The following is a 25,129-nucleotide window of genomic DNA, read 5'->3' on the forward strand; positions in this document are numbered from 1 at the left end:
CCCGTCCCCCGTCCCCCGTCCCCCGTCGGCGGACGCCGGCACGTCAGGTGGTGCCGCCGCCCCCGCCGCCGAAGGAGCCGCTGGAACCGGGGTGCCAGCGGCGGCGGGTCTGGTCGCCGCTGGGCCGGGTGGAGACGTTGCCGAGCTGGTGCGGGGTGAGACGGTCGTCGTCATCCGACGCCCGGGGCACCTCGTTCGGCTCGCGCACGCTGCGTTCCTCGCGCACCGGCCCGGTGCTGGGCAGCTTCGGCTGCTCCTCGGGCCGGGGTGCGGGGGACTCCCGCCGCCGCACCCGGATGCCCAGGCGTACGGCCGCGACCAGGGCGGCCGCGATGAGCACGCCACAGACGACGATCGCTGCCGCCCCCGCTGCCGAACCGCCGGCGGCCAGTTGCTGAAGTGTCGTATGCATGGGCGGCGAGTACCCCCCACCCGGCGTGGAATGCCCGGTCTGCGAGGCGTGGCGGACAGGGCATCGGGCGGGACACCGGTAGCGTCGCCACGCGCACCCGGCGTTCGCGTGCAGCGGCCGGTTTTCCCGGCCGGCGGGCAGGGCACCCGCGAGGCGCTCGTCGCGCCCGGCACGGCTGAGGAGGACCATGACCCAACTGTCGCAACGCGTCCACGAAGAGCCGCCGCCTCCCGCCGCACCGGCGCCCCTCGGACGCAGACTGCTGGGCTGGGCCACCACGACCGACCACAAGGTGATCGGCCGGCTCTACATGGTGACGGCGTTCTGCTTCTTCCTGTTCGCCGGGCTGCTGGCCCTCGGCATGCGCGCCGAACTGGCCCGCCCCGGCCTTCAGTTCCTCAGCAACGAGACCTACAACGAGTTCGTCACCATCCACGGCACGATCATGATGCTGCTGTTCGCGACCCCGATGTTCGCCGGGTTCACGAACGCGGTCATGCCGCTCCAGATCGGCGCGCCCGACCTGGCCTTCCCCCGGCTCAACGCGCTGTCGTACTGGATGTACCTGTTCGGCGGGCTGATCGTGGTCTCCGGATTCCTGGTGCCCGGCGGGGCCGCGTCGTTCGGCTGGTTCGCCTACGCGCCGCTGAACAGCGCGTACCGCTCCCCCGGGGCGGGCGGTGACCTGTGGACGATGGGGCTGGTGGTCTCGGGCGTGTCCACGACGCTCAGCGCCGTCAACTTCCTCGCCACCGTCATGTGTCTGCGCGCGCCGGGCATGACCATGTTCCGGATGCCGATGTTCACCTGGAACGTGCTGTTCACGTCCATCCTGGTGCTGCCCGCGTTCCCGGTGCTGACGGCCGCGCTGCTCGCCCTGGAGTGCGACCGGAAGTTCGGCTCGCACGTCTTCGACGCGCACAACGGCGGGGCGCTGCTGTGGCAGCACCTGTTCTGGTTCTTCGGGCACCCCGAGGTGTACATCGTGGCGCTGCCGTTCTTCGGCATCATCTCCGAGATCATCCCGGTGTTCTCGCGCAAGCCGCTGTTCGGCTATCTGCCGATGATCGGGGCGACCACCTCCATCACCATGCTGTCCGCGGTGGTCTGGGCGCACCACATGTTCGCCACCGGCGCGGTGCTGCTGCCGTTCTTCTCCCTCATGTCGTTCCTGATCGCGGTGCCGACCGGCATCAAGTTCTTCGCGTGGATCGGGACGATGCGCGGGGGCTCGCTCTCGTTCGAGACGCCGATGCTGTGGTCGATGGGCTTCCTCGTGACGTTCCTGCTCGGCGGGTTGAGCGGGGTGCTGGTCGCGTCGCCGCCGCTGGACTTCCACGTCACCGACTCGTACTTCGTGGTGGCGCACCTGCACTACGTGCTGTTCGGGACGGTGGTGTTCGCGATGTTCGCCGGGTTCTACTTCTGGTGGCCCAAGTTCACCGGGAAGATGCTCGACGAGCGGTGGGGCAAGGTGCACTTCTGGCTGCTGTTCCCGGGGTTCCAGCTGACGTTCCTGGTGCAGCACTGGCTCGGGGCGGAGGGCATGCCCCGCCGGTACGCCGACTACCTGCCGACGGACGGGTTCACCCTGCTCAACACCGTCTCGTCGGCGGGCGCGTTCCTGCTCGGCGTCTCCACGCTGCCGTTCCTCTACAACGTCTGGCTCACCGCGCACCAGGGCGAGCAGGTCGAGGAGGACGACCCGTGGGGCTTCGGGCGGGGCCTGGAGTGGGCGACCTCCTGTCCGCCGCCGCGGCACAACTTCGTGGCGCTCCCCCGGGTCAGGTCGGAGTCACCGGCGTTCGACCTGCACCATCCGGAGGTCGCGCGGAAGCTGGCGGAGGAGGGTCGGCGGTGAAGGTCGAGGCACTGCTCTTCGGCGGGGTGGCCGTCTTCTTCGGCGCCGCCGCCGCGCTCTACGGGGTGTGGTCGCACGCCGATCCGGCGGGTACGGCGGCGCTGATCGTGGCGTTCGGGATGGCCTCGGTGGTGTCGTTCTTCTGCGCGACGCACTATGTGCGCCACGGCTCGCGCCCCCAGGACCGTACCGACGCGGAGGTGGCCGACACCGCCGGGCCGGTGGAGTTCTTCCCGCCGCACAGTCCCTGGCCGATCGTCACCGCGCTCGGGTTCGCCGTCGCGGCGACCGGTGTGGTGTTCGGGCTGTGGCTGTTCCTCATCGGTTTCGGCGTTCTGGCCCGGGGGGTCGCGGGGCTGGTGTTCCAGTACGTGAACCGGGGGACTGAGCAGGGGGACTGAGCGGCCGGCGCGGGGCGCCCGGCCGGAAGTCGGTCACCGGCCGGTGCCCACTCTCGTAACCCCCGGCGAGGGTCTGCCGCACCAGCCCGGTCTCCTCCCCCTCGACCAGCCGTTCCTGTTCGGCGTGGAGCAGCGCGCGGCACAGGGCGCGGGTGACGAAGAAGGCCAGCACCGGGCCGACGATCAGGGCGATCCGGAAGATCCAGGTCAGCGCGTTCACCGAGATCCGGAAGGTCTGCGCCATCACGTCGTTGCCGCCGGCCAGCACCAGCACGCCGTAGAAGGTGACGCCCGCCGCGCCGAGGCCCGTGCGCACGGGGCGTTCCCGGGGCCGCTCGCTGAAGTGCTGCTCCTGCCGCCACTCCCCCGTCAGCCGCTGCTCGACGAACGGGTAGGCGTACAGGACGGCGAAGAGCAGCGCGGGCAGTACGACGGCGGGCAGCAGGACGTTCCACATGAGGGTGTGGCCGGCGAGGTTGGTCTCCCAGGGCGGGACGAGCCGCAGCGAGCCTTCCAGGAAGCCGACGTACCAGTCCGGCTGGGAGCCCGTGGACACCTGGTCGGGGCGGTACGGGCCGTACACCCAGACCGGGTTGATCTGGGCGACGCCGGCCAGGGCGACCAGCAGACCGGCGACGGTGAGGGACAGTCCGATGGAGGAGGCCGAGAACTGCGGGTAGAGCGGCTTCCCCACCACGTTGGAGTTCTTGTGGCCGGGCCCCCGCCACTGGGTGTGCTTGAGGTGGAAGACCAGGATCAGGTGGACCGTCACCAGGCCGATCAGCACGCCCGGCAGCAGCAGGATGTGCAGGCTGTACAGCCGGGGGATGATGTCGTGGCCGGGGAACTCGGAGCCGAAGAAGAGGATGCCCACGTACGTGCCGATGATCGGGATCGACTGCATGATGCCCTCGGCGATCCGCAGCCCGGTGCCCGAGAGCAGGTCGTCCGGCAGGGAGTAGCCGGCGAAGCCCTCGGCCAGTGCGAGCGCGAAGAGCGTGACGCCGATGACCCAGTTCATCTCGCGGGGGCGGCGGAACGCTCCGGTGAAGAAGATCCGCAGCAGGTGCACGCCGATCGCGCCGACGAACACCAGCGCGGCCCAGTGGTGGGCCTGCCGCATCAGCAGGCCGCCACGGACGTCGAAGCTGATGTGGAGGGTGGAGTCGAAGGCCCCGGAGACGGGCTGCCCCTGCAAGGGCGTGTAGGGCCCCTGGTACACGACCTCCCGCATCTCGGGCTTGAAGAAGAAGGTCAGCCAGACGCCGGTCACCACCAGGACGACCAGGCTGTACAGGGCGATCTCGCCGAGCAGGAAGGACCAGTGGTCGGGGAAGGCCTTGCGGAGCAGCTGTCCGGCCCCGTCGTGCACGGGCAGCCGGGCGTCGACCGCGTCCGCGAACCTCTCCCCCGCCCCGCCTCGTTCAGGCTCCACCCGACGCTCCTCCCGACGGCCCGCCGCCGTGCTCTCGTCATGCCTTGCCCGTCACGGGCTCGGAGCGGGTTCCCGGCCGGCGCGAAACACTCGCGCGGCTGGGCGGTGGCACCCGATCGGCTGAGGACGCCGGGACCTCAGGTGTTGGGACGGGCCGCGCTGATGTCGCCGAGGGCGGACCGCTCGTCGCGCTCCATCGCGAGGTCGCCGAGGGCGAGGATGCCCACGGGGCGGTCGCCGTCGACGACCGGGAGGCGCCGGACGGCGTGCTCGCGCATCAGCCGGACCGCCTGGTCCAGGCTGTCGTCCGGGGTGACGGTGACCAGGTCGGTGCTGGCCGCCTGCATGATCGTGGTCCGGTCGGGGTCGGCGCCCTCGGCGAAGGCCCGCACCACCAGGTCGCGGTCGCTCACCAGGCAGCGCAGGTGCCCTTCCTCGGTCACCAGGACCGCGCCGACGTCCTCGTCCCGCATCACCCGGGCGACGGCGGCCACCGACGCCTGGGGTTCGACGGTCACCAGGTCGCTGGTCATGATGTCGCGTACGTGCTGGGCCATGACCGGCCCCCTTCTCACTGTCGGACGGTGTCTTCCGGCGACCGGGTACCCGTGGCGCCGGATCCCTCCCCGGGATCGCGGGGATTCAGGGAGTAGACGTGGAAGGCCCGCTCGATCACGGGCTGGGCGACGTTGCGCACCCGCACTCCGCCGCCGGTCATGCCGTGTTCGGTGCCGGCGTGCGCGTGTCCGTGGACGGCGAGGTCGGCCCCCGCGGTGTCGATGGCCTCGGCGAGCAGGTAGCTGCCGAGGAACGGGTAGATCTCCAGGGGTTCGCCGGCCAGGGTGTCGGGCACGGGGGCGAAGTGGGTCAGGGCGATCCGTACGTCGCACTCGCGTCCCCTGAGCTCCTCCAGGGCGGTGCGCAGGCCGTCGGCACGGTGCCGTGAGTACCGTACGAACTCCCGCATCACGGGCTCGCCGAACTCCCCGGCGCAGCGGCCCACGAACCCGCCGCCGAACCCCTTGGTCCCGGCCACCCCGATCCGCAGACCGCCGTGGGTGACGACGGTGGCCTCGCCCTCCAGGACGTGCGCGCCGGCGTCCCGCAGGATGGCCGTGATCTCGTCGGGGTGGTCGTCGTGGTGGTCGTGGTTGCCGAGGACGGCGACGACCGGGACGCCCAGGTCCGCGATCTCCCCGGCCACCACCCGTGCCTCCTCGGGGGTGCCGTGCCGGGTGAGGTCCCCGGCCAGCAGGAGCACGTCGGCGCAGTCGGGCAGGGTGTCGAAGGCCGGGCGGAGGGTGCCCCGGCTGTCGGGGCCCAGGTGGATGTCACCGACGGCGGCTACCCGGGTCATGGGAGCTCCTCTGGGTGGTCGGGCGGGGCGTTCTCCGCGACGACGAGATCGCAGTGCACCGGCACGTCCGGGAGTTCGTCGTGGGCGACGCGGAGGATGTCGTCACGGCAGCCGGCCGAGGGGACGGTCCCCGTCAGCAGGACCGCGCCGCCCCGGATCTCGGCTCGTACCCCCAGTTCGCCGCACTGCCCCGCGGCCAGCCGTTCGGCGACGTGGGCGACGCGGTATTCCAGGTTCATCGCTCCTCCGGTTCGGGGTCGATGACGTTCAGGCGTTCCAGGAGGTAGAGGAAGGCGGCCGGCATCGGTTCGTCGCCGCAGCGGCGGCGCACCTCAGGCCAGTCGACCTTCTCGCGCAGCGAGCGGGCCACCGGGAGTACGGCCCCGAAGTCACAGTGGTGTTCGGAGAAGGCGGTGCTCAGGTTGACCACGAGGTCGGTCGCCGAGAGCACCGGCATGTGCACCGAGTCCACCGGGAGTTCCTCGGCCCGGGACAGCAGGTCCACGGTGACCGGCTGGTGGGCCAGCTCGAAGATGATGTCCACGTCCTGGTCGAAACAGGTGGTCTTCACCAGCCAGTCCTCCGGCGGCACCCGCACGGTCAGCCCGGCCGTGCGCAGCGACCCGGCCACCGCCTCGGCGTCCTCGGGGAGCACGCAGAAGTCGGTGTCGTGCTGGAGGGTGCCGGTACCGCCGTGCGCGTACACCGCGACGCTTCCGGCGAGGGCGAACTTGTGCCCGGCGCGTTTCAGGATGGCGCCCACCTGTTTGGTGGCCTCCAGGATGGCCTGGCTGCGGTCGGGCGGCAGCCGGTCCGGCGCCGGCTCGGGACCCGGGGCGGCCTGCTGGAGGTCGGGGGCGCGTTCGTCGCCCGGCGCTTCCGTCATGGCCGGCTCCCTTCGCGTGCCGCGGTGCGCAGGCAGCGCCGCAGTTCCTCGGCGTACGGCACGGCGACACCGGCGACGATCACTCCGGCGAGCGCGGCCAGGTACGTGGCGGGCAGCGGCCGCTCCTTGGGGAGCAGCCGCCAGTCCTCGGGTCCGGTGCCGCCGCGCAGCGCCCTGCGGACCTGGTCGGCGTGGAGACAGGCGGTGAACGAGAGGGCGGTGAGCGGCAGCACCTCCAGGAAGCTGTGGATGTGCTGCTCGACGGGGCGGACCTCGCGCTCGCCGACGGCCAGCGACACGTCGTAGACGGCGGTCGCCCCGTGGACCAGTGCCGCGCCGCCCATGACGGTGAGCACGAGCGGGTTGACCCGGGCCAGCAGACCCATGAGCACCGGCACGCCGGTCTCGGTCATCATCAACGCGTGGACCGCGGACTCCCTGGTCCCGCTGGTGTGCTCGATCCGGGTCCGCCTGTGCATCCACCAGTCCGCGAGGCCGGGCAGTACCCACAGGGGCAGGGCGCCGTAGAGGAGGAACCGCCGGCTCGCGTCCTCGGTGTCGGTCGATCGGAGCGGGATCCGCAGGTCGTCGGAGCGCCGCCAGTTCCGCCAGGCCTTCCGGGGCAGCAGGCGCAGTGCCATGTGAACCTCCGTGAGGTCGGTCTTCGGGGACCCGCATCCCCGGTACCCCTCCTGATCCGTGCGACACGCCGTGCACAACCCGGTGGCCATCGGGTACTCGGCAGCGGACCCCAGACGTACACGTGGTTCAGGAGAGACGATGGCGGCCTTCGGATACTTCCTCTCGTGCGAGGAGCACACCCCGGCGGAACTCGTCGAGCAGGCGCGGATGGCCGAGCAGGCCGGCTTCGAGTCGCTGTGGATATCGGACCACTACCACCCCTGGCACGACGGCCAGGGGCAGAGCCCGTTCGTCTGGTCGGTGATCGGTGCCCTGTCGCAGGCGGTCTCGCTGCCCGTGGAGACGGCGGTGACCTGCCCGCTGATCCGCACCCATCCCGCCGTGATCGCCCAGGCCGCCGCGACCAGCGCGGTGCAGCTGGGCGGGCGGTTCCGGCTGGGCGTGGGCACCGGTGAGGCGCTGAACGAGCACATCCTCGGGACCGTCTGGCCGGAGGCTCCGGTGCGGCTGGAGATGCTGGAGGAGGCCCTACAGATCATCCGGCGGCTGTTCACCGGGGAGCAGGTCAGCCATCGCGGCAAGCACTACACCGTCGAGAACGCGCGGCTGTACACCGTGCCGGACGAGCCGGTGCCGATCGACGTGTCGGCGTTCGGCCCACAGGCCGCCGAGGTGGCCGCGCGGATCGGCGACGGGCTGATCACGATGATGCCCGACGAGTCGCTGGTGGAGCGCTTCCGGCGCGGTGGCGGCGGCACCAGCCCGGTGTACGGCGGGATGAAGGTGTGCTGGGGCACCGACCGGCCGGAGGCGGTGCGCACCGCGCACCGGCTGTGGGCGAACGAGCGGCTGCCGGGCGAGCTCCCGCAGATCCTGCCGACCCCGCGCCACTTCGAGCAGGCCATGGACCTGGTCACCGAGGAGCAGGTGGCCGGTTCGGTTCCGTGCGGCGACGATCCGGACGAACACGTCAAGGCGGTCTCCGCGTTCGTCGACGCGGGCTTCGACACCGTCTACGTCAACCAGATCGGCAAGGACCAGCAGGGCTTCTTCGACTTCTACCGCACCAAGGTCCTCCCCCGGCTGCGGACCTGACCGCGACAGCAGCGGAAGGTGGTGAACGCCGTGACCGGGTCCGGTTCGACCGACGGCCGCGCGCTCGTCGTCATCGACATGATCAACACGTACGACCACGAGGACGCGGAGCTGCTGCTGCCCGCCGCGGAGCAGGTGGTGCCCGTCCTGGCGGACCTGATCGGCCGGGCCCGGGACGCGGGCGTGCCGGTGATCTACGCCAACGACAACTTCGGGCGCTGGCGTTCCCACCACGGCGAACTGGTCGAGACCGCGCTGTCCCGCCCGCACGGCGCGCTGGTCGAACCGATCCGGCCCGACGACGACTCGCTGTTCGTCGTGAAGGCCCGGCACTCGATCTTCTACGACACCCCCCTGGCCTATCTGCTGTGGCAGCTGGGCATCGGGACGGTGGTGCTGACCGGCCAGGTCACCGAGCAGTGCGTCCTGTACTCGGCCCTGGACGCGCACATCCGCCATCTGGAGGTCACGGTGCCGAGGGACGCCGTCGCCTCGATCCATCCGCACCTGGCGGACGCGGCGCTGGAAATGATGGAGCGCAACATGGACGCCCGGATCGTCCTGGCGAAGGAAGTCGACTTCCTGGGTACCCGGGGGGCCGCACCGGAGGAAACTCCACGTCAGCCCGGAGGTCGGCCATGAGCACACGCGTTCCCGGAGAGTCGTTGGACAGCCTGGTCAAGGCCCTGCGGGCCGGGACCGACGCGGAGGTCCGTTTCGATACCGGGAGCCGGGGCGCCTACTCGACGGACGGCTCCAACTACCGGCAGGTCCCGCTCGGCGTGGTCGTGCCCCGCACCGTGGAGGCCGGCGCCCACGCGCTGGAGCTGTGCGCCCGCTTCGACGTGCCGGTGCTGTCGCGCGGCGGCGGCACGAGTCTCGCCGGGCAGACCACGAACGAGGCCGTGGTGATCGACTGGAGCAAGCACTGCAACGCGCTGGTCTCCGTCGACCCCGACGCCCGCACCTGCGTGGTGGAGCCGGGCATCGTGCTGGACGAACTCAACCGGCGGCTGGCCGGCCACAAGCTCAAGTTCGGCCCGAAGCCCTCGACGCACAGCCACTGCGCGCTCGGCGGCATGATCGGCAACAACTCGTGCGGGGCGTCCGCGCAGGCCTACGGCAAGACGGTCGACAACGTGCGCCGGCTCGAAGTGATGACCTACGACGGGCTGCGGATGTGGGTGGGGCCCACCTCGAAGGCCGAGCGGGCCCGGATCGCCGCCGAGGGCGGCCGGCGGGCCGAGCTGTACGACGGTCTGGACCGTCTCGTCGCCGAGTACCTGGGTGACATCCGGCGCGGCTATCCGAAGATCCCGCGCCGCGTCTCCGGCTACAACCTGGACTCGCTGCTCCCGGAGAACGGGTTCGACGTGGCCAGGGCCCTGGTCGGCAGCGAGGGCACCCTGGTGACCGTGCTGCACGCCGAGCTGGAGCTGGTGCCGGTACCGGCGTACGAGTCGCTGCTGGTGCTCGGGTACGACGACATCTGCCAGGCCGCCGACCACGTGTCGCAGCTGCTCGAGCACTGCTCCCCCGGCCAGCTGGAGGCGCTGGACGGGCGGATGGCGCAGCTGATGCGTGAGGAGCACGCCTACCTGGAATCGCTGCGGGTGCTGCCGGAGGCGGACAGCTGGCTGCTGGTGCAGTTCACCGGGGACAGCCAGGAGGAGGTCGACGCGCAGGCGCACGCGCTGCTGAAGTCGATCGGGCGGTCCGAGAAGGACTCCTCGGTCGCCTTCTCGGACAACCCGCAGCGTGAGCAGAAGATGCTCAAGGCGCGCGAGGCCGGTCTCGGGGTGACCGCGCGGCCGCCGGACGACCGGGAGACCTGGGAGGGCTGGGAGGACTCGGCGGTGCCGCCCGAACGGCTCGGCGACTACCTGCGGGACCTCAAAGGGCTGTTCGAGGAGTTCGACTACGACCACCCTTCGCTGTACGGGCACTTCGGGCAGGGCTGTGTGCACACCCGGATCCCGTTCGGGCTGAAGACCGCGGACGGGGTGGCTGACTTCCGCCGGTTCCTGGAGCGGGCCGCCGACCTGGTGGCGTCGTACGACGGTTCGCTGTCGGGCGAGCACGGCGACGGCCAGTCCCGGGGCGAGCTGCTGAGCCGGATGTTCGGGGAACGGCTGGTCGGTGCCTTCGGCGAGCTGAAGGCACTGTTCGACCCGGGCAACCGGATGAACCCCGGCAAGGTCGTCGACCCGCATCCGGTGGACGGGCAGCTGCGGCTCGGGCCCGCCTGGCGGCCGGACACCCACGACACCCACTTCGGGTACCCGGAGGACGACCACTCCTTCACCAGGGCGGTGCTGCGCTGCGTCGGCATCGGCAACTGCCGGAGCCTCGAAGGCGACGTGATGTGCCCCTCGTACCGGGCCACCCGCGAGGAGGAGCACTCCACGCGCGGACGGTCGCGGCTGCTGTTCGAGATGCTCGACGGGCATGCCGACTCGGCGGTCAAGGACGGCTGGCGGTCCACCGAGGTCCGGGACGCCCTGGATCTCTGTCTGGCCTGCAAGGGCTGCAAGTCGGACTGTCCGACGGGCGTCGACATGGCCACGTACAAGGCGGAGTTCCTCGCCCACCACTACGCGGGCCGGCCCCGCCCGGCCGCCCACTACTCGATGGGCTGGCTGCCCCTGTGGGCGCAACTGGCTGAGCACGCGCCCGGGTTGGCGAACAGCGCGCTGCACGCGCCGCTGCTCGGCCGGGCCGGGAAGGTCCTCGCCGGGGTGGCCGGGGAGCGGCGGCCGCCGGTCTTCGCCGAGCGGTCCTTCGTCCGGTGGTGGCGCGCTCTCGGCACCGGGCAGCCGGACCCGGCGGATCCGGCGACCGTGGTCCTGTGGCCCGACACCTTCAGCAACCACTTCCATCCCTCGGTCGCGATGTCGGCGGTACGGGTCCTGGAGGACGCCGGTTTCCGGGTGGCCGTGCCCGAGACCCCCGTGTGCTGCGGCCTGACATGGATCTCGACCGGTCAACTGGCCGTCGCCAAGAAGGTGTTGCGCCGCTCCCTGCGGGCGCTGGCGCCCTATCTGGAAGCGGGCACGCCGGTCATCGGCCTGGAGCCGTCCTGCACGGCCGTGTTCCGCTCCGACGCACCCGAACTGCTGCCCGACGACCAGGACGTACAGCGGCTCGCCGGGCAGACCCGTACCTTCGCCGAGCAGCTGGTCCATCACGCGCCCGACGGGTGGCAGCCGCCGTTCCTGGCCCGGCAGGCGACCGTGCAGACCCACTGCCACCAACACGCGATCATGAAGTTCGACGCCGACCGTGAGCTGATGCACAGGGCCCGTCTGGACGCGGACGTCCTCGACGAGGGCTGCTGCGGGCTGGCCGGCAACTTCGGCTTCGAACGCGGGCACCACGACGTCTCCATGGCCGTCGGCGAACTGGGGGTCCTGCCCGCGGTGCGCGGGGCCGCCCCCGACAGTCTGGTGCTGGCCGACGGGTTCAGCTGCCGGACCCAGATCGAGCAGGGCGGCACCGGGCGCCGGGCCCTGCACCTGGCGGAGGCGCTGGCCATGGCCCTCGACGGGCCCGTGCCCAGTGACCACCCCGAGCGGCTCGCCCGGCGGCCCGCGGAACCCTCCGGGGCCGCCCGATGGGCGACCACCGCCGCCGCCGGGACCCTCGCGGCCGCGGCCGCGCTGGGCGCCGTACGGCAGCTGCGCCGCCCGTGAACACGCACGTCCACCACAGGAAAGGTTGTCGAACATGTCGACGAAGGTCTCCGACTACATCCTCCAGCGGCTGCGCGAGTGGGACGTGGAACATGTCTTCGCCTACCCCGGCGACGGCATCAACGCCCTGCTCGCGGCCTGGGGACGCGCGGAGAACAAGCCCCGGTTCATCCAGTCCCGGCACGAGGAGATGTCCGCCTTCGAGGCCTGCGGGTACGCGAAGTTCTCCGGCAAGGTCGGCGTGTGCGCCGCCACCTCCGGCCCCGGCGCCATCCATCTCCTCAACGGCCTGTACGACGCCAAGCTGGACCATGTCCCGGTGGTGGCGATCGTCGGGCAGACCAACCGCAGCGCCATGGGCGGCTCCTACCAGCAGGAGATCGACCTGGTCAGCCTGTACAAGGACGTCGCCTCGGACTTCTGCGAGATGGTCACCGTGCCCGAGCAGCTTCCGAACGTCCTGGACCGCGCCATGCGCACCGCGATGGCGCGCCGCTCGGTGACCGCTCTCATCATCCCGGCCGACGTGCAGGAACTCGACTACTCGCCGCCCGAGCACGCCTTCAAGATGGTGCCGTCCAGCCTCGGCATGTCGCACTACGCGCCGGTGCCCGACGACGGCGACCTCCAGCGCGCCGCCGACGTGCTCAACTCCGGCGGCAGGACGGCCATCCTGATCGGCCAGGGCGCACGCGGCGCCCGCACGGAGGTCAAGGAGGTCGCCGACCGGCTCGGCGCGGGGGTCGCGAAGGCGCTGCTGGGCAAGGACGCCCTCGACGACGACCTGCCCTACGTCACCGGTGCCATCGGACTGCTCGGCACCCGGCCGTCGTACGAGATGATGCGCGACTGCGACACGCTGCTCGTCATCGGTTCGTCCTTCCCGTACACGCAGTTCCTGCCGGCGTTCGGGAAGGCGCGGGCCGTGCAGATCGACATCGATCCGCACATGGTCGGGATGCGCTACCCCTTCGAGGTCAACCTCGTCGGCGACGCCGCCCGGACGCTGCGCCGGCTGCTGCCGCTGCTGGACCAGATGGAGGACCCGTCCTGGCGGGAGACGATCGAGAGCAACGTCAGGGACTGGTGGGAGGTGATGGAGCGGCGGGCCGCCGTCCAGGCCGACCCGATCAACCCCGAGCACGTGGCCCACTCCCTCAGCGGGCTGCTCCCGGACGACGTGATCCTCTCCTCCGACTCCGGTTCGGCCGCCAACTGGTACGCCCGGCACCTGAAGCTGGGCGGGGCGATGCGGGGTTCGCTGTCGGGGACGCTGGCGACGATGGGTCCGGGCGTGCCGTACGCCATCGGCGCCAAGTTCGCGCACGGCGACCGGCCGGCGATCGCCCTGGTCGGTGACGGGGCGATGCAGATGAACGGCATGGCCGAGCTGATCACCATCGCCAAGTACTGGCAGGACTGGGAGGACCCGCGGCTGATCGTCGCCGTGTTCAACAACCGGGACCTGAACCAGGTGACCTGGGAGATGCGGGCGATGGAGGGCGCTCCGCAGTTCCTGCCCTCGCAGTCCATCCCGGACGTCGGGTACGCCGACTTCGCCCGCTCGCTGGGCCTGACGGGCATGCGGATCGAGGAGCCGGGCGGGGTGACCGGCGCCTGGGAGACCGCGCTCGCCGCCGACCGGCCGTGCGTCCTCGACTTCGTGACCGATCCGGCCGTACCGCCGATCCCGCCGCACGCCACCCTCGACCAGATCGAGGCGGCGGCCGCCGCCGTCCTCAAGGGCGACAGCGACCGGGTGGCGATGGTCCGGCAGGGCTTCAAGGCCAAGGTGCAGGAGTTCCTGCCGCACCGGCACGAAGCGGGACGGCGGTGAGCGACCTGCCGGCCGTCGAACGGGTGGACAGCGCCGTCTACACCGTTCCGACGGACGCACCCGAGGCGGACGGCACCGCGGCCTGGGACAGCACCACGCTCGTCCTGGTCACCGTCCGCTGCGGGGAGGTCTCCGGGCTGGGGTACACCTACGCCCCGGCGGCGGCCGCGAGGACCGTCGACGACCTGCTCGCCCCGGCGGTCACCGGCCTTTCCGCGCTCGACGTGCCGCGCGCCAACGAGGCCATGCGGCGGGCCGTGCGCAACGCCGGGCTGCCGGGGATCGCCGCGGAGGCGGTCTCCGCCGTGGACATCGCCCTGTGGGACGCCAAGGCACGGCTGCTCGGGCTCCCGCTGGTGGACCTGCTCGGCGCCGCCCGTGACGAGGTGCCGGTGTACGGCAGCGGCGGCTTCACCACGTACGACGCGGAGCGGCAGGACCGGCAGCTGCGGGGCTGGGTGGCGGAGGAGGGCATCCCCCGCGTCAAGATCAAGATCGGGGAGTCCTGGGGCAGCCGCGAGACCCGTGACCTGGCACGGGTGGCCCGGGCCCGCGCGAGCATCGGCGACGCGGCCGAACTGTACGTGGACGCCAACGGCGGTTACGGCGTGAAGCAGGCGGTGCGGGTGGCCGCGGGGCTGGACGGGGAGGGCGTGACCTGGTTCGAGGAGCCGGTCTCCTCCGACCACCTCGACGCGCTGGCCGCCGTCCGTGGCCGGGTCATGGCCGATGTGACGGCCGGCGAGTACGGCTACACGCTCCCGTACTTCCGGCACATGCTCGCCGCCGGGGCCGTCGACTGTCTCCAGGCGGACGTCACCCGCTGCGGCGGGATCACCGTCTGGCTGCGGGTCGCGGCGCTGGCGCTGGGCCACGGCCTGGAGATCTCGGGGCACTGCGCACCCGCCGCCCACGCGCACGCGGCGGCCTCGGTGCCGAACCTGCGGCACCTGGAGTGGTTCCACGACCACGTCCGCATCGAGCGCCTGCTCTTCCACGGCGCACCCGGTCCGCAGGGCGGCGCCCTGGTCCCGGGCCGCGACGGGTCCCCCGGCCTGGGACTGCGGCTCGACGCCGAACGGGCCGGCCCCTACCGCGTCGGCTGACGGAGCGGAGTTCACCGCGGCTCGCTGAAGCGCACGAAAGCGCCCACGAAAGTGCTCACGGAAGCGCTCACGAAAGTGCTCCCGGAAGCGCTCACGAAACGAACGAAGGAAAGGACCATGTCGCAAGTCGTCGTCATCACCGGAGCCAGTGCCGGCATCGGCCGTGCCACGGCCCGGCTCTTCGCCGAGCGCGGTGCCCGCATCGCCCTCGTGGCCCGTGGCGAGGCCGGACTGGAGGCGGCCGCCAAGGAGGTCGCCGAACGCGGCGGCCGGCCGCTGGTCCAGCAGGCCGACACCGCCGACCCCGCCCAGCTGGAGGCCGTCGCCGACGCCACCGAACGGCTCCTCGGCCCCATCGACGTCTGGATCAACTGCGCCTTCACCAGTGTGTTCGCGCCCTTCACCGAGATCACCCCGGAGGAGTACCGGCGGGTGACCGAGGTGACGTACCTCGGGTTCGTCAACGGCACCCGGACCGCCCTCGGCCGGATGCTCCCGCGGGACCGCGGGACGATCGTGCAGGTCGGTTCCGCGCTCGGCGAGCGGGCCATCCCGCTCCAGTCGGCCTACTGCGCGGCCAAGCACGCCATCAACGGCTTCACCTCGTCGGTCCGCGTGGAGCTGCTGCACCAGGGCAGCAACGTGCACGTCACGGTCGCCCAGATGCCCGCCGTCAACACCCCGCAGTTCTCCTGGGTGCGGACCCGGCTCCCCCACCACGCGCAGCCGGTGCCGCCGATCTACCAGCCCGAGGTGGCCGCCCGCGGAGTCCTGTACGCGGCCGATCACCCACGGCGCAAGCAGCGCTACATCGGGGCCACGACCGCGGCGACGATCTGGGCCAACCGGCTCGCCCCGGCCCTGCTCGACCGCTACCTGGCGCGGACGGGCTTCGGCTCCCAGCAGACGGACGAGTCCGCCCCGGCCGGTTCCGGCAACCTGTACTCGCCGGCCGACGCCACGCCCGGCTCCGATCACGGCGCCCACGGCGAGTTCGACGAGCGGTCCCACCCGCGCTCCGTGCAGGCCGCGCTGGCCCGGCATCCCGCGGCGACGGCGGTGACCACGACGGCGCTGACCGTGGCGGCCGTCGGCGGCATACGCCGGCTGCTGGGCACCGGCAGCGCGTAGCGGAACGATGGGCAAGACTTGACCCTGAGCGCTTGTGAGCTCGTGCGGTGCGGCGGATCATTGGCCGAATCCCGCCCCCTCCGAGCAAGCTGGAGCTCCCGGTGACCGCTGGCCCCCTCGCTCCCGACCCGGTCGACGCGCCGACCCCGGCCCAGGCGGAACGGCGGAAGCTGCGCAAGCACTTCGGCCGCTTCGACATCCTGTTCTTCCTGCTGTGCACCATCGTCGGCGTGGACACCATCGGCGTGGTGGCCGCGAAGGGCGCCGAGGCGTTCACCTGGCTGATCGTGCTGGCCGTGGTGTTCTTCGTGCCGTCCGCGCTGCTGATCGCCGAGCTCGGGGCCGCCTTTCCGGACGAGGGCGGCCCCTACATCTGGACCAGCCGGGCCTTCGGGCGCCTCGCCGGTGCCGTCAACAACTTCCTGTACTGGATCACCAACCCGGTGTGGCTGGGCGGCACCCTCGCCGTCTCGGCCGTCACCGCGTACACCACCTTCTTCAACGGCGGGAAGGACCTGGGCGCCCCCGCCTTCTACGCCTTCACGCTGGTCTTCGTCTGGGTGGGGGTGCTCGCCGCGATCCTCTCCTTCGACATCGGCAAGTGGATCCCGACCATCGGCGCCTGGAGCCGGTTCCTGCTGCTCGGCCTGTTCACGGTGACGGTCGTGGTGTACGGCGTACAGCACGGCCTGCACGGCTTCGGGACGGGCGATTTCTCGCCGACCTACGCGGGCTTCGTCGGTCTGGTGCCGGTGCTGATGTTCAACTACGTCGGTTTCGAGCTGCCCAACACGGCCGGCGACGAGATGACGAACCCGCAGAAGGACGTCCCGTACGGGATCTTCCGCAGCGCCGTCCTCTCCGTCCTGCTGTACGCGCTGCCGATCCTCGGCATCCTGCTCGTCCTGCCGGTCAAGGCCATCACCGGCCTCGGCGGGTTCGTGGACGCGATCAGGCAGGTCTTCACCGTGTACGGCGGCCACGTCGGCGCCGACGGCACGGCCACGCTGACCGGGGCCGGCTCGGTGCTCGGCGACCTGGCCGCGATCATGTTCATCCTCACGGTGCTGTCCTCGGGCGTCACCTGGATCATGGGGTCCGACCGGGCCCTGGCCGTCTCCGGCTACGACGGCGCGGCACCCCGCTTCCTCGGCGTCATCTCCAGCCGGTTCGGCACCCCGGTCCGGGTCAACGTGCTCAGCGGGCTGGTCTCCACGGTCGTCCTGGTCCTGGCCCACGAGCTGACCAACGGCAGCGCGGCCAAGCTCTTCGGCGCGGTCCTCGGGCTCGCGGTGTCCACCACCCTCGTCAGCTACCTGGGCATCTTCCCCGCGCTGCCGGTGCTGCGCCGCAGGTACCCGGACACCCCCCGGCCCTACCGCACCCCGCTCCCCCGCGTCATCGGCACGGTCCTCACACTGCTCATCCTGTTCGCGAGCGTGCAGCTGGTCGCGCCCGGACTGGGCGACCACTGGTTCGGCGCAGGCTACGCGCCGGACGGCTGGAGCCACACCGAGCGCTGGAAGTACCTCGCGACGGAGCTGGTGCCGCTCGTCGGGTTCATGCTGCTGGGAGTGGTGTTCTGGGCGCTCGGGAGCCCGACCCGGCGGGCGGCGGAACACCGCTGAGCCGGACGGGGCAGCGCCGCCGGACCCACCGGCCGACCGATGATCATTGCGCGTACGCTCGTGCACATGGTCCAGCATCGAATGATCGACGCGAACGGGATCCGGCTGCACGTCGCCGAGCAGGGTTCCGGCCCGCTGGTCGTGCTGCTGCACGGCTTCCCCGAGTCCTGGCACTCCTGGCAGCACCAGTTCGGCCCGCTGGCCGCGGCCGGCTTCCGGGTGGTCGCCCCCGACCAGCGCGGGTACGGCGGCAGCGACCATCCTCGGGACGTCGAGGCGTACAGCATCCTGCACCTGGTCGGCGACGTCGTCGGGCTGATCCGGGAGCTGGGCGAGGACCGGGCGTTCGTCGTCGGGCACGACTGGGGCGCGCCGGTGGCCTGGCACACCGCGCTGCTCCGCCCGGACCTGGTGCGCGGGGTGGCCGGGCTGAGCGTGCCGCCGCCGTTCCGGGGCGACCGGCCGCCGCTCAAGGCCATGGACGAGAGGTTCGGCGGCCGGTTCTACTGGAACTACTTCGACCGCCCGGGCGTCGCGGACGCCGAGTTCGGCCGCGATCCGCGCACCACGCTGCGGAAGTTCTTCACCATGGCGGCCGGTGACGCCCACACCGGTGAGATCAGCCAGCCGCTCGTCGACCCGGAGCGCGGCTGGCTCGCGGACCTGCCCGACCCCGAGACGCTGCCCGACTGGTTCACCGAGGCCGACCTGGACGCGCTCACCGAGAGCTTCGCGCAAGGCTTCACGGGCGCCCTGAACTGGTACCGCAACCTCGACCGCAACTGGGAACTGACCGCCCCCTGGCAGGACGCCGTGGTCACCCCGCCCGCCCTGTACGTCTACGGCGACCGTGACATCGTCCCGGCGTTCCCCGGCACGCCCGAACTGATCGCCCGCCTGCCCGAGTTGATGCCGAACCTGGTGCGCGAGCCACTGAGGCTGACGGGCTGCGGGCACTGGACCCAGCAGGAGCGCCCGGACGAGGTGAACGCGGCGCTCCTGGAGTTCCTGAAGTCCCTTTCCTGAAGTCCCTTTTCGGAATCCCTTTTCTGGAGTCCCTCTCCTGAAGGCCCTTTGCCGAGCCCACGGTTCGCGGCCGGCGGTCGGGTGGTCCGCGGCGCCCTCTACGATCGTCCGGTGAGCGCGTGGAACAAGACCCTGACCGCGGCAGGCATCACGGACCCGGAGCTGCGCCGGGACTACGGCGCCCAGCGGCGGCTGGTGCGGCGGTACCGGCGCAGTGCCTACCTGGCCTGCCGGGTGCTGCTGCCACCCGCCGTGCTGCCGCATGTGATCGCCGCGACGGCCGTGATGCACCACGGCGACGTCCTTCTGGACAGCGGCCCGAAGCCGGGGCGGGCGGCGGCCTGGGCCGCCTGGGAGGAGCGGGTGCGCACCGCGCTGGAAACCGGCACCAGTGACGATCCGCTGATCCGCACCCTGCTGCACACGGTCACCGCGTTCCCGCGGCACCGGGAGGCCGTGGAGGCGTATCTGGCCACCGCCGTCACCGAGTTGGAGTTCGACGGGTTCGCGACGGAGGCCGACTACCAGGCCTACGTGGACGCCTACTCACTGCCCGCCTTCCTGCCGATCGCCGGGCTGCTGGGGCCCGAGAGCGACACCGACGGGCGGTACCGGGCGGGCTGCCGCACACTCATCGACGGCAGCCAGCGGCTGGACTTCGTCAACGACCTGGCCGAGGACCTGCGGGAGGGGCATCCGGGGATCCCGGCGGAGACCCTGAAACGGTTCTCGGTCACGGTGGCGGACCTGGAGGCGGGCCGGCCCTCGGCCGGTCTGGGCGCCCTCGTGGAGCAGGAGGTCGAGAGGGCCCGCGTCGATCTCCGGTCGGGCCGGGAGGTGCTGGCTCTGATGCCGGCACCCCACCGGCCGATGGTGCGCGCCCTCATCGAGATCGAGCTGATGACGGCCGAGGCCGTACTGGCCCGCGGTACCGGGGTGCTGCGCGGTTCCGCGTCACCGTCCACGGCGGGCACGCTCAGGCTGCTGCTCGGTGCCCGCCGCGAGGCGGTGCGCGCTCAGCGGTAGCAGGTGGTGACGCCCGGCCGCCAGTGGCAGGCGATCGCGGCGAACCCGCCGTTCGCCACCACGTCGACGCTCAACTCCTCCCCTCCGCGCAGTACTCGGCGGTCCTGCACGAGTCCGTCGGCGCCGTCTCGGACCGTCTGCACCAGCCAGCGGCCCGCTCCGAGCGTCAGCGGCACGGCGGCCGTGCGGGCGGCTCCCGCGTACACCCCGCCCAGGAACCAGCGGTCCCCGCTGCGGCGGGCGAGCACGGCCTCCTGCCCGGGACTGCCGGCCAGCAGCCGGGTGTCGTCCCAGGCCGCGGGCTCCTGGTCCATGAAGTCCCGTGCGAGGGGCCGCTGGTCGTACGACTCGGGGGTGCCCGCGAACATCTGGAGCCCGGACTCGTAGGCGACGGTGAGCCCGACCTCGGCGGCGTCGGAGTTCGGGCGCAGCCCGACCCGCTGGAAGCCGCCGGGGGTGAAGTCCATGGAGCCGATCACGTTGCGGGTGAAGGGCAGGGTGGTGAGGTGGGCGGCGGTGTTGGTGCGCTTCTCCTCACCGCCGACGGCCTCCATGGTCATCACCTGGGGCCAGGTGCGCTGGATGCCCTTGGGCAGGGTGGCGCCGTGGAAGTCGACCATGAGGTGGTGGGCTGCGGTCTCCGCGAGGATGGTGTCGTACCACTGGAACATGGACTGCGCCTCGGAGTTCATGAAGTCGATCTTGACTCCCTTGACGCCCCAGCGTTCCAGGGCGGGCAGCCACCGGTCGCGTTCCTCGGGGGTGTCGAGGTCCCGCTGGTGGATCCAGACGATGATCCCGACGCCCTTGGCCCGTGCGTAATCGACGAGTTGGGGCATCCAGCTGTCGGTCTCCCAGTCCGGGTCGGTGACGTCCCACTCGTCCTTCTTGAAGTACCAGCCGGAGTCCACGGCTTCGTAGGGCCAGTGGTGCGCCGCCGCGTAGTCGACGTAGGCCTTCTGCGCGTCGAGGCTCTGGCCCGCCGTGCGCCCGCCGGCCAGCCAGGTCCACAGCACCGTGCCGGGGCGGATCCAGGAGGTGTCGGCGACCTTGGACGCGGCGGCGAGGTCGTCGGTGAAGGTGGAGCGGGTGACGGTGGCCAGGTCACCGGTGATCATGGCGCGCCAGGGGGTGGCGAGGGGGCCGTCGCCGTGGACGCGGTCGTCGGCGAGCTGGATCCGGTAGGTGCCGGTGCCCTGGGTGTGCGCGAGCCGGGCGCCGGAGTAGGCGCCGGTGAGGTCGGACTCGGCGAGCAGGGTGTAGCCGCCCGGCGTGGCGAAGAGGGCCTGGTCGGAGTAGGCGCCGGTGGGGGCGGTCGCGGCGGTGTACGGGGTGAACGGGCCCTCGTTGTCGACCCGGTAGGTGCTGAGCCAGGCGCCCGCGTCCGGGGGCAGCGCGAACGCGGAGGTCTCGCCGAGGACGTCGCCGTGTCCGGCGGGCAGGACGTAGCGGTAGGCGATGCCGTCGGCTGCGGCCCGCACGACCAGGTCGAGACGGGCCCCGGCGGCGGTGGCGAAGGACAGCCGGGTCTCGTTCATGCGCACCCTGCGGTCCAGGCGCTTGCCGGACTTCGCCCGGTAGTGCTCGTCGACGGTGCGGTCCTCGCGGTGCAGGAACCGCAACCCCTGGGACAGGTCGGCCTGTTCGGTGACGATGCCGACGGGCGACGGCTCTACGACGGTACGGCCGGCCCGGGTGACCGCGAGGCTGAGGGTGCCGGTGGTGTCGTCGAGGGATATCCGGGCGCGGGGTGCGTGGGGTGCCTCGGAGACGGTCCAGGCGTGGGAACTCTGCCCGGCCCGGGCGGCGGGCGCGGTGGTGAGGAGGGTGGCCGCGAGACCGGCGCAGAGCGCGGCGACCACGGTTCTTCTGAGCGGAACAGCCATGGGAACCCTGCCTTTCCTGTCGGCGGTTACGGCAGTCCCCACGCCGCGCCCGGTTCGCTGACGGCGACGGGGGCGATGACGAGGTCGGGGCGGGTGCCGGAGTACACGAGTACCTCGCGGCCGCGGGGCAGTTCCACGGCGAGGGTGCCGTCGCCGAGGTCGTGGGTGCGGGCCGGGGTGCCGTCGTCGAGGAGGACGGTGAGCGGGCCGGTCAGGCCGTGCCGGAGCCTGAGGGGTTCGCCGGCCAGGCTCCTGACCCGGATGAACCGGGTTTTCCCCGCCTTGCGGACGGCGCTGACCAGGAAGGCGCCCTGGGTGCGGAAGTCGTGCAGGGTGAGGTCCGCCCAGGCGGCCGGGACGGCCGGGAAAACGCGGATGACCCCGCCCCAGCTCTGGCAGAACATGTCGTGCAGGGACTGCGAGGCGGACAGCGGGGTCTCGATGACCGGACCGGCCTCGGTGTAGTGGGTGTTGGCGCGGCACGGGTAGCGGGTCGTGGGGTCGAAGAACTTGCGGAGATAGCTGATCGCGGTGTCGCCGTCGCCGGTCATGGCGTACATCGAGGCGGCGCCGGTGTAGCTGTAGCCGCGGTGGGCGCCGGTCAGGGCGTGCCAGCGGACCACCGACCTCGTGATCAGGTCGCGGTTCTCCTGCTGGTCCCAGTTGACCAGGTACAGCGGGTACACCATGAGCAGGTGCGAGTAGTGGCGGTGGGACTGCGCGTACGGGGTGTCGGCGCCGATCATGAAGCCGTTCTCGTCGACCGGGTACGGCGTGAGCTTGGCCAGCACCTCCCGCCAGCGGGGTGCCAGTTCGTCGTCGACACCGAGGAGTTCCGCGGATTCGAGGAGGGTCTGGCAGCCCCAGCGGATCAGGGCGAGGTCGTAGTTGGTGTCCTGCGGCGGCACGACCGGGTACTCGGGCGAGAGCGTGCTCGGGAGGTGGAGCCGTCCGTCGCTGCCCGGGGTGAGGAAGTGCAGGTAGTAGCTGATCGCACGGCGCAGCACCGGGTAGATCGTGTCGCGCAGGAGGGACTTGTCCATGGAGTGGCGGTAGGACAGCCAGACGTTGTGCAGTGCCCAGGTGAGGTCGCCGGTCTCGGCGCCGGTGCCGGGCCTGCCCACCTCGCGGTTCGCGAACATGTCGGAGCTGCGGCCGATGCCGGAACTGTCCGCACGGTAGGCGGCGGGCACGTTGGCGGTGAGCTGTTCCTGGCTCTGGCGCAGGGTGGTGGCGAGGGAGTCGAGTTCGGGGTGGTTGAAGGCGTGGATCAGCCAGTACTCGAGCTGGACGTTCAGGTTCCACCAGACGGCGGGCCAGGGGGTGGGTTCCAGCCAGGGCCCGGAGGTGGCCATCACGGGGCCGTCGGCGCGGCTGGCGCAGGCGACCTTGTAGAGCTGGATCCAGTGGAAGCTCTGCAACCGCTGGTCGGGGAAGGACACGAAGCTCTTCCGGTAGAAGGCGTGCCACCAGCGGGTGTGCCGGCGCCGGAGGACGGCGTAGGTCCGGGCGCGGCGCAGGTTGCGCCGGGAGTCGGCCTCGGCCGCGGTGTCCGAGGGGAAGCTGTGGCCGACGCTGAGCAGCAGTTCGTCGCTAGCACGGCGGTAGGAGGTGGCCGTCTGTCCGCCGCCGGTGAGCGGCTGGAGGACCTGTTCGGTGCCGTCGGACGTGGTCCGGGTGGTCCACGGCGGGTTGGCGGTGTAGCCGGCGGGCGGTGACTCCTGGATCTTGCGAGGGCTGACGGCCTCCTCGGGATGGAAGGTCCAGGTGACCCGTTCGCCGCCGTGGGCGGTGGCGCGGACGGCCAGGACCTCGTCGTGGACGAACGCGGCGAGGGTGAGGGTGCCGGCGGTGGTGGTGACGGTGCCGGAAAGTTCGGCGTTCCAGAGACTGAGCCGCCAGTCGACGGCGGTGACGGTGCCGGCCGGTTCCAGGGTGAGGTGGCCGACCGGGAGGCGGGCGGTGCCCCAGCCGCTGCCGAACTCCGGCCGGTGGTCCTGAACCCGGCCGTGCTGGACGGTGAAGCGGATCTGATCGGCGCCCGGTTCCTGGTAGATCATGCTTCCGAGCAGCCCGTCGCCGAGGAACGGCGCCTCGTGCCAGACGGTGGGCAGTCTGCTCCACAGCAGGTCCTGGCCGCGCAGGAACTCGTCCCAGGCGCCGTCGGTGGTCATGGTGTCGCGGAGCTTCCAGGGGTGTGCGCCGCGCGCGTCGGCCGGTTCCGCCGGGGCCGCGTGGACGGTGCCGGGCAGGGCGGCGACCGCCGCTGTCCCGAGGGCGGTGCCGAGCACGGCTCTGCGGGGCACCTGTGAATGTTTCTCCGGCTGCGAGGTCATCATCGTCCTCCAGAGCTGGCGGATCATCAATACATCGGGTGTATCGGCGAACTTAGGGACCCGACGTATGACTGTCAACAACCCCAACAGTCGGCGTCGACACAGCAATTGATCCCGAAATGCCGGATTGGCCTTGGGTTGAGCTGGGCGTTCACATCGACGGCCTGGACCCAACTGGTTGACTCATCCGATGTATTGATGCGCTGGACCGGTACCTGGAGGGCGGCAGCCGTCAGCCCTTGTGCCACTTCTGGTTGGAGGTGCCGGCGCAGGTCCACAGCTGGAGCTTGGTGCCGCTCGCGGTGCCGTTGTCGGTGACGTCGACGCACTTGTCGGCCAGCGCGCTGACCAGGTCGCCCTGCGCGCTGAGGTAGAAGAGCTGGGCGCGGTTCCCGCTGCACCTGGCGACCTGGATCGCCGTGCCGTTGGCGGTGTTCGCCCAGGCCAGGTCCATGCACAGGCCGAGCGAGCGGATGGTGCCGTCCGACTGGAAGACCCACTTCTGCCGGGCGGCGCCCGAGCAGGTCGCGATCTGGAGTCTGGTGCCGTCGCCACCCGCGTCGGTGACGTCGACGCAGCGGCCGGATCCGGTACCGATCAGAGCCACGCCGGGGACGGTGGTGGACTTGGTGCCGCCGCTCGATCCGCCGCTCGACCCGCCATTCGATCCGCCACTCGACGAGGAGTTCCCGGAGGAGGAGCCGCCGCCCGAACCGGACGTGGAACCGCCGGAGCTGGAGCCGGCGGAACCGGAAGATCCCGACGAGCCGCCGGAGTTGCCGGAAGCGCTGGCCGACCCGCCCGAACCGGAGCCGCCCGGCCCGGAGTTCGCACTCGAGGCGACCGAGCCGCCACCGGACTGCCGCCCGTTCGACCCCGCACCGCCCGAGGAGGTCTTCGCGGGCTTGTGGGAGGAGCCGCGGCTCGGCGACGGTGACTCGGCCGGCGACTCCGTGGTGGCGGACAGCGTGGTCGGCTCACCCGCCGCCGCCACCACCGCGGTCGGCGCGGTGTCGGGTTCGCGGAACAGGTCGGCCCGGCCCAGCAGCGGCACGGCCAGGGAGACGACGACGGTCAGGGCGGCCGCTCCGCCGACGGTCGCCCACACCCGTGCGCCCGGCACCAGCCCGCGGCGGGGCAGCGCCGGTCGGCGGGCGAAGGTGTCGCTGAAACGTCCCGTCGGAGTGCCGGGCCGTTCGGGCCTGGATTTACGAAGGGGCGGCACGTCGTCTCCCGGAGATCTGTCGAGGGTCTGGGAACGCCCGGTACGGGCTGAACACAGGAACAGTAACCAAGGGCCGCCGTAGGTCCGGACACCCGTCCACGAAGATCCCTCCGAACGTCACCTTCCGTCCACCTGTGCGAAGTTGGC

General features: G+C 71.6%; 21 protein-coding genes. 11 read left to right on the forward strand and 10 right to left on the reverse strand.

The genetic code is table 11. The features are described 5' to 3' along the window. Positions 1 to 43 precede the first annotated feature (43 nt). A complete protein-coding gene (locus AAW13_RS20400) occupies positions 44 to 412 on the reverse strand; it encodes a DUF6479 family protein (RefSeq protein WP_046730441.1) in 369 nt (122 codons plus the stop codon). A gap of 187 nt (positions 413 to 599) precedes the next feature. On the opposite strand from AAW13_RS20400, the gene ctaD reads away from it, so the two are divergent. Together ctaD and ctaF are read left to right on the forward strand one after the other, a co-directional pair. Continuing rightward, positions 600 to 2,273: an aa3-type cytochrome oxidase subunit I gene (gene ctaD / locus AAW13_RS20405; RefSeq protein ID WP_046730440.1), complete on the forward strand. Its 1,674-nt coding sequence runs from the start codon at positions 600 to 602 to the stop codon at positions 2,271 to 2,273. After that, positions 2,270 to 2,674: an aa3-type cytochrome oxidase subunit IV gene (gene ctaF / locus AAW13_RS20410; RefSeq protein WP_046730439.1), complete on the forward strand. Its 405-nt coding sequence runs from the start codon at positions 2,270 to 2,272 to the stop codon at positions 2,672 to 2,674. Before ctaD ends, ctaF begins: the two co-directional genes overlap by 4 nt. Here ctaF and qcrB read toward each other — a convergent pair. The 6 genes from qcrB to AAW13_RS20440 form a co-directional block, all read right to left on the reverse strand. Next, entirely contained in the window at positions 2,592 to 4,109 is a 1,518-nt protein-coding gene (qcrB, locus tag AAW13_RS20415; RefSeq protein WP_079178873.1) for a cytochrome bc1 complex cytochrome b subunit, read from the reverse strand. The genes ctaF and qcrB overlap by 83 nt on opposite strands. A 137-nt stretch (positions 4,110 to 4,246) precedes the next feature. Next, complete coding sequence (locus tag AAW13_RS20420) at positions 4,247 to 4,666, reverse strand: CBS domain-containing protein (protein ID WP_046730438.1); 420 nt, start codon at positions 4,664 to 4,666, stop codon at positions 4,247 to 4,249. A gap of 14 nt (positions 4,667 to 4,680) precedes the next feature. Further along, positions 4,681 to 5,466, reverse strand: a complete 786-nt coding sequence (locus AAW13_RS20425; RefSeq protein WP_046730437.1) for a metallophosphoesterase family protein — start codon at positions 5,464 to 5,466, stop codon at positions 4,681 to 4,683. Then, positions 5,463 to 5,705 carry a BON domain-containing protein gene (locus tag AAW13_RS20430; protein ID WP_046730436.1) on the reverse strand — a complete coding sequence of 81 codons (243 nt, stop codon included), beginning with the start codon at positions 5,703 to 5,705 and terminating at the stop codon, positions 5,463 to 5,465. The genes AAW13_RS20425 and AAW13_RS20430 overlap by 4 nt, the downstream gene beginning before the upstream one ends. Then, positions 5,702 to 6,352 (reverse strand): nucleotidyltransferase family protein, encoded by a 651-nt coding sequence (locus AAW13_RS20435; protein ID WP_046730435.1) that lies wholly within the window; start codon positions 6,350 to 6,352, stop codon positions 5,702 to 5,704. The genes AAW13_RS20430 and AAW13_RS20435 overlap by 4 nt, the downstream gene beginning before the upstream one ends. Then, complete coding sequence (locus tag AAW13_RS20440; RefSeq protein ID WP_046730434.1) at positions 6,349 to 6,993, reverse strand: hypothetical protein; 645 nt, start codon at positions 6,991 to 6,993, stop codon at positions 6,349 to 6,351. Before AAW13_RS20440 ends, AAW13_RS20435 begins: the two co-directional genes overlap by 4 nt. Positions 6,994 to 7,132: 139 nt before the next feature. Here AAW13_RS20440 and AAW13_RS20445 point away from each other — a divergent pair, with 139 nt between their 5' ends. The 9 genes from AAW13_RS20445 (at position 7,133) to AAW13_RS20485 (ending at position 19,535) form a co-directional block, all read left to right on the forward strand. Then, positions 7,133 to 8,089, forward strand: a complete 957-nt coding sequence (locus AAW13_RS20445; RefSeq protein ID WP_046730433.1) for an LLM class F420-dependent oxidoreductase — start codon at positions 7,133 to 7,135, stop codon at positions 8,087 to 8,089. A 78-nt stretch (positions 8,090 to 8,167) separates the two neighbouring features. Next, positions 8,168 to 8,731, forward strand: a complete 564-nt coding sequence (locus AAW13_RS20450; RefSeq protein ID WP_046730449.1) for a cysteine hydrolase family protein — start codon at positions 8,168 to 8,170, stop codon at positions 8,729 to 8,731. Further along, the gene (locus AAW13_RS20455) at positions 8,728 to 11,781 is read left to right on the forward strand and encodes an FAD-binding and (Fe-S)-binding domain-containing protein (RefSeq protein WP_046730432.1); all 3,054 of its coding nucleotides are present in this window, start codon (positions 8,728 to 8,730) and stop codon (positions 11,779 to 11,781) included. The genes AAW13_RS20450 and AAW13_RS20455 overlap by 4 nt, the downstream gene beginning before the upstream one ends. A gap of 34 nt (positions 11,782 to 11,815) precedes the next feature. Next, the gene (locus AAW13_RS20460; RefSeq protein WP_046730431.1) at positions 11,816 to 13,618 is read left to right on the forward strand and encodes a thiamine pyrophosphate-requiring protein; all 1,803 of its coding nucleotides are present in this window, start codon (positions 11,816 to 11,818) and stop codon (positions 13,616 to 13,618) included. Continuing rightward, on the forward strand, positions 13,615 to 14,724 hold the full coding sequence (locus AAW13_RS20465; RefSeq protein WP_046730430.1) for an enolase C-terminal domain-like protein: 1,110 nt from the start codon (positions 13,615 to 13,617) through the stop codon (positions 14,722 to 14,724). The genes AAW13_RS20460 and AAW13_RS20465 overlap by 4 nt, the downstream gene beginning before the upstream one ends. 117 nt (positions 14,725 to 14,841) lie before the next feature. Beyond that, positions 14,842 to 15,855 carry an SDR family oxidoreductase gene (locus AAW13_RS20470; protein ID WP_046730429.1) on the forward strand — a complete coding sequence of 338 codons (1,014 nt, stop codon included), beginning with the start codon at positions 14,842 to 14,844 and terminating at the stop codon, positions 15,853 to 15,855. 101 nt (positions 15,856 to 15,956) lie between these two features. Beyond that, positions 15,957 to 17,483, forward strand: a complete 1,527-nt coding sequence (locus AAW13_RS20475; RefSeq protein WP_052768592.1) for an APC family permease — start codon at positions 15,957 to 15,959, stop codon at positions 17,481 to 17,483. A gap of 66 nt (positions 17,484 to 17,549) precedes the next feature. Beyond that, on the forward strand, positions 17,550 to 18,509 hold the full coding sequence (locus tag AAW13_RS20480; RefSeq protein WP_046730447.1) for an alpha/beta fold hydrolase: 960 nt from the start codon (positions 17,550 to 17,552) through the stop codon (positions 18,507 to 18,509). Positions 18,510 to 18,620: 111 nt separating this feature from the next. Then, positions 18,621 to 19,535: a squalene/phytoene synthase family protein gene (locus tag AAW13_RS20485; RefSeq protein ID WP_046730446.1), complete on the forward strand. Its 915-nt coding sequence runs from the start codon at positions 18,621 to 18,623 to the stop codon at positions 19,533 to 19,535. Here AAW13_RS20485 and AAW13_RS20490 read toward each other — a convergent pair. From AAW13_RS20490 to AAW13_RS20505, 3 genes are all read right to left on the reverse strand, one after another. Then, entirely contained in the window at positions 19,526 to 21,421 is a 1,896-nt protein-coding gene (locus tag AAW13_RS20490; protein WP_046730428.1) for a glycoside hydrolase family 97 protein, read from the reverse strand. The genes AAW13_RS20485 and AAW13_RS20490 overlap by 10 nt on opposite strands. Before the next feature lie 26 nt (positions 21,422 to 21,447). Then, positions 21,448 to 23,757: a glycosyl hydrolase family 95 catalytic domain-containing protein gene (locus tag AAW13_RS20500; RefSeq protein WP_206306250.1), complete on the reverse strand. Its 2,310-nt coding sequence runs from the start codon at positions 23,755 to 23,757 to the stop codon at positions 21,448 to 21,450. Positions 23,758 to 23,989: 232 nt separating this feature from the next. Further along, positions 23,990 to 24,982 (reverse strand): RICIN domain-containing protein, encoded by a 993-nt coding sequence (locus AAW13_RS20505; RefSeq protein WP_240528664.1) that lies wholly within the window; start codon positions 24,980 to 24,982, stop codon positions 23,990 to 23,992. Positions 24,983 to 25,129 lie beyond the last annotated feature (147 nt).

This window comes from Streptomyces humi, assembly GCF_001005085.2.
GTDB classification, from domain to species: domain Bacteria; phylum Actinomycetota; class Actinomycetes; order Streptomycetales; family Streptomycetaceae; genus Streptomyces; species Streptomyces humi.

Excerpts from the sequence above, each read along its gene's own strand:
- AAW13_RS20400 (WP_046730441.1), bottom strand. The coding sequence starts at position 412 with ATGCATACGACACTTCAGCAACTGGCCGCCGGCGGTTCGGCAGCGGGG.
- ctaD (WP_046730440.1), top strand. The coding sequence starts at position 600 with ATGACCCAACTGTCGCAACGCGTCCACGAAGAGCCGCCGCCTCCCGCC.
- AAW13_RS20420 (WP_046730438.1), bottom strand. The coding sequence starts at position 4,666 with ATGGCCCAGCACGTACGCGACATCATGACCAGCGACCTGGTGACCGTC.
- AAW13_RS20425 (WP_046730437.1), bottom strand. The coding sequence starts at position 5,466 with ATGACCCGGGTAGCCGCCGTCGGTGACATCCACCTGGGCCCCGACAGC.
- AAW13_RS20430 (WP_046730436.1), bottom strand. The coding sequence starts at position 5,705 with ATGAACCTGGAATACCGCGTCGCCCACGTCGCCGAACGGCTGGCCGCG.
- AAW13_RS20435 (WP_046730435.1), bottom strand. The coding sequence starts at position 6,352 with ATGACGGAAGCGCCGGGCGACGAACGCGCCCCCGACCTCCAGCAGGCC.
- AAW13_RS20440 (WP_046730434.1), bottom strand. The coding sequence starts at position 6,993 with ATGGCACTGCGCCTGCTGCCCCGGAAGGCCTGGCGGAACTGGCGGCGC.
- AAW13_RS20445 (WP_046730433.1), top strand. The coding sequence starts at position 7,133 with ATGGCGGCCTTCGGATACTTCCTCTCGTGCGAGGAGCACACCCCGGCG.
- AAW13_RS20450 (WP_046730449.1), top strand. The coding sequence starts at position 8,168 with ATGATCAACACGTACGACCACGAGGACGCGGAGCTGCTGCTGCCCGCC.
- AAW13_RS20455 (WP_046730432.1), top strand. The coding sequence starts at position 8,728 with ATGAGCACACGCGTTCCCGGAGAGTCGTTGGACAGCCTGGTCAAGGCC.
- AAW13_RS20460 (WP_046730431.1), top strand. The coding sequence starts at position 11,816 with ATGTCGACGAAGGTCTCCGACTACATCCTCCAGCGGCTGCGCGAGTGG.
- AAW13_RS20470 (WP_046730429.1), top strand. The coding sequence starts at position 14,842 with ATGTCGCAAGTCGTCGTCATCACCGGAGCCAGTGCCGGCATCGGCCGT.
- AAW13_RS20480 (WP_046730447.1), top strand. The coding sequence starts at position 17,550 with ATGGTCCAGCATCGAATGATCGACGCGAACGGGATCCGGCTGCACGTC.
- AAW13_RS20490 (WP_046730428.1), bottom strand. The coding sequence starts at position 21,421 with ATGGCTGTTCCGCTCAGAAGAACCGTGGTCGCCGCGCTCTGCGCCGGT.
- AAW13_RS20500 (WP_206306250.1), bottom strand. The coding sequence starts at position 23,757 with ATGACCTCGCAGCCGGAGAAACATTCACAGGTGCCCCGCAGAGCCGTG.